3 protein-coding genes are annotated in these 2,590 nt (G+C 54.6%); 2 read left to right on the top strand and 1 reads right to left on the bottom strand.

The features are described from left to right. Positions 1-224: 224 nt before the first annotated feature. The gene (locus AC3WOS_RS28425; protein ID WP_492720670.1) at positions 225-1,415 is read right to left on the bottom strand and encodes a WD40/YVTN/BNR-like repeat-containing protein; all 1,191 of its coding nucleotides are present in this window, start codon (positions 1,413-1,415) and stop codon (positions 225-227) included. A gap of 735 nt (positions 1,416-2,150) precedes the next feature. On the opposite strand from AC3WOS_RS28425, the gene AC3WOS_RS28420 reads away from it, so the two are divergent. Then, positions 2,151-2,291, top strand: a complete 141-nt coding sequence (locus tag AC3WOS_RS28420) for a hypothetical protein (RefSeq protein WP_492720669.1) — start codon at positions 2,151-2,153, stop codon at positions 2,289-2,291. A gap of 51 nt (positions 2,292-2,342) precedes the next feature. Continuing rightward, positions 2,343-2,483, top strand: coding sequence for a hypothetical protein (locus AC3WOS_RS28415; RefSeq protein WP_492720668.1), 141 nt, complete (start codon positions 2,343-2,345; stop codon positions 2,481-2,483). The last annotated feature ends 107 nt before the right edge of the window (positions 2,484-2,590 follow it).

Genomic DNA, 2,590 nt, shown 5'->3' with positions numbered 1-2,590 from the left:
GGAAACGCACAGCCCGCCATGAATGACAACACTGCCAAAACAATCACATTGCTACTTAAATAATAGCCTTGGCTTGCGCGACTTTGCAAGAAAAAATTGTAAAAAAAGATTTATTTTTTAAAAACGCCATGCCTGCCAAAACGGCCGGCGCCAGCCGGCAATGACCTTGTGTTTTTATTGCAACGCATGCATCGCGCAGCCCCTGCCGAAACAAGCGCTGCGCTTCAAGGCTGTTGCGGCTTGGCGGGAGGCGTACCGAACTTGTGCACCTCGACGCCAATTGCGTAAGCAACATAGTGCGAACCATCCGGCACAATGCGGATCTTGTTGACGGCGCGGCCCATGTTGACGCGCTGCCAACTCTTGCCGCCGTCATCGGTGGCGAAACCGCTGGTCGTGGTGCCCACCCAGCCAGTGAGCTCATCAACGAAACCCACCCCGAACTCGCGCACGGCGAAGTCGTTTGCCAGCGCCAGCTCCTGCCAGCTTTTACCGCCATCGACAGACTTGGCCACCACCCGCTGGGTCACGGTCTGGTCGGGATTGTAGTTCTGGACCGTCACGTAGCCGACTTTACGGCTTGGAAACGCTACCTTCCAGGCCAGCTCGAAGGGGCGCGCCGAGGTGTACACCCGTTGCCATGTCTGGCCGCCATCCTGGGTGCTCACGATCACCGCGTGCGAGCGTTCGATGGCCGCGTCGTCACTGCCGACCACCAGGCCATTCATCTCGTCGAAGAACTTGACGTCGGTGATGGCAGCCAGGTGGGGATTCATGTCGATGCTGTTCCAGCGATTGCCGCCATCGAGGGAGCGCATCAGGTAAGCGGGGCCGCCGACCCGCCCGGCGGCATGCACGACGGTGCGAAACTCCAGCTTGCCGGCGTTGATAAAGCCGGACTTCAGAATATCGATGGCGCACAGTCCCTTCACTTGCGGTCCGCTCATGCCGGTGACAGGCGCCCAGCTGGCGCCGCCGTCGACGGTACGGTACAGGGGCGTGGTATCGCTCACGCCCGGAAAGTATTCGGTGCCGATATTGCCGGCAAACCCGAGCTGGGCATCGACAAAACCGAGCGCGCGGATGTAGGTGCCGGGCTGGTTCAACACCAGGCTCCAGTGCTGGCCGCCATCGACCGTTTTGTAAATCTTGCCTGCGCCATTACCGTAAAAGCCCGTCTGTGCATCAACAAAAAAGATGTCATCCTGCTTGCCCTTGTAGGCCTCGGTCGGCAGCTTGAACCACTCGGCGCGCGCCGGCGCTGTCAGCGCGGGCGGGTTGCCGGGCGGGACAATGGCACAGGCGCCCAGCACCATCGGCAGCAGGGCGGACAAGAAATACGGCCGGATGCGCCGCCTGGGCATCACCATCGCGGCCGCGCCGGGATTGCGGCGCGCTGTTGCTTGTTTTCGCATTAACATTATCTGCATCTACTCTCTCTTGAATGAAAACCGGCCACCGCGGCCGGGTCGCTTCGCGCCCGCCAGCGTGCTGACGGAGCCGGGCGCCGCCAGATTGCAAACGTCATCATATTGGCAAATAGCAAATACTTGCCAGTTGTGTCGCATATTGACAACAATGAAATATATTTTTCATCATCGTGTCGTTTTTGCAACCATGGCTAACCGATCACCGACAGCCCCCCGGGCCAGTCGCGGCGCCACACAGCGCACGTTACAGCAATAGCTGAGGATTGCATAATGATAAATATTTCCAAAAAAGACTTGACAGTAGTTCACTATTCTTCAAATAATAATCTTATGAAACAGACATCTTTGATGCAAAAATGCGGCCAGCTCCCAGCCCTTGCGGGCAGGGACTTCAATGAAAAAAACCCCGGTAAGACAGGCCAAGCTGGCACCAAAAGAAATTAAAAAAACACTTGACACTGGATTCGATTTTTTCCAATAATAAATTATCGATAAATTAACATTGCGATAAAATTAATCACACCTCATGACTTCCGGCCATAGGCTGGAATGAATTGCGATCTGTTTTATGCGCCATGTGATTGAAATGAAAAACCAGGTGCATAGCCGGGCACTGGCGTAATGATGAGATTCTGCCTGATCAGGCAACCAATTATTTGTCGTCAGTTTTTCCGCTCGATTGACGACGTTATTGCCAGAGCGGTTTTATAAGGAACCACCATGTCGCAAACTCAAGAAAATAAAGAAGTCGCTCCAGTAGAAACCATCGATCAGGACGCGGCGCAAGAAATTTCCGCTACCGATCTGGAAGCGGTCAACGGCGGCACCGAGTATGAAGTCACCATCAAGGTAAAAACCTAAGCCATCGCCAGGTTGACAACCTTATTACCAAAATTTATATACGGAGCTGCCATGTCGCAAAATCAAGAGAACCAAGAAGTCACCCCAGTAGAAACCATCGACCAGGATGCAGCGCAGGAAATTTCCGCTACCGATCTGGAAGCGGTCAACGGCGGCACCGAGTACGAAGTCACCATCAAGGTAAAAACCTAAGCAATACCTACTCAGTAGGGATGGGCAAATCTCATTGCAGATTTGCTCATCCGGATCAACAGCAAACCTCGCTAGACGCAGCCCCCACCTCCCCGCCGCAATCACCC

This window comes from Rugamonas sp. FW305-51, from assembly GCF_058786935.1.
Note: the sequence above shows the minus strand (reverse complement) of the source record. Positions and strands in the feature narration are given on the sequence as shown.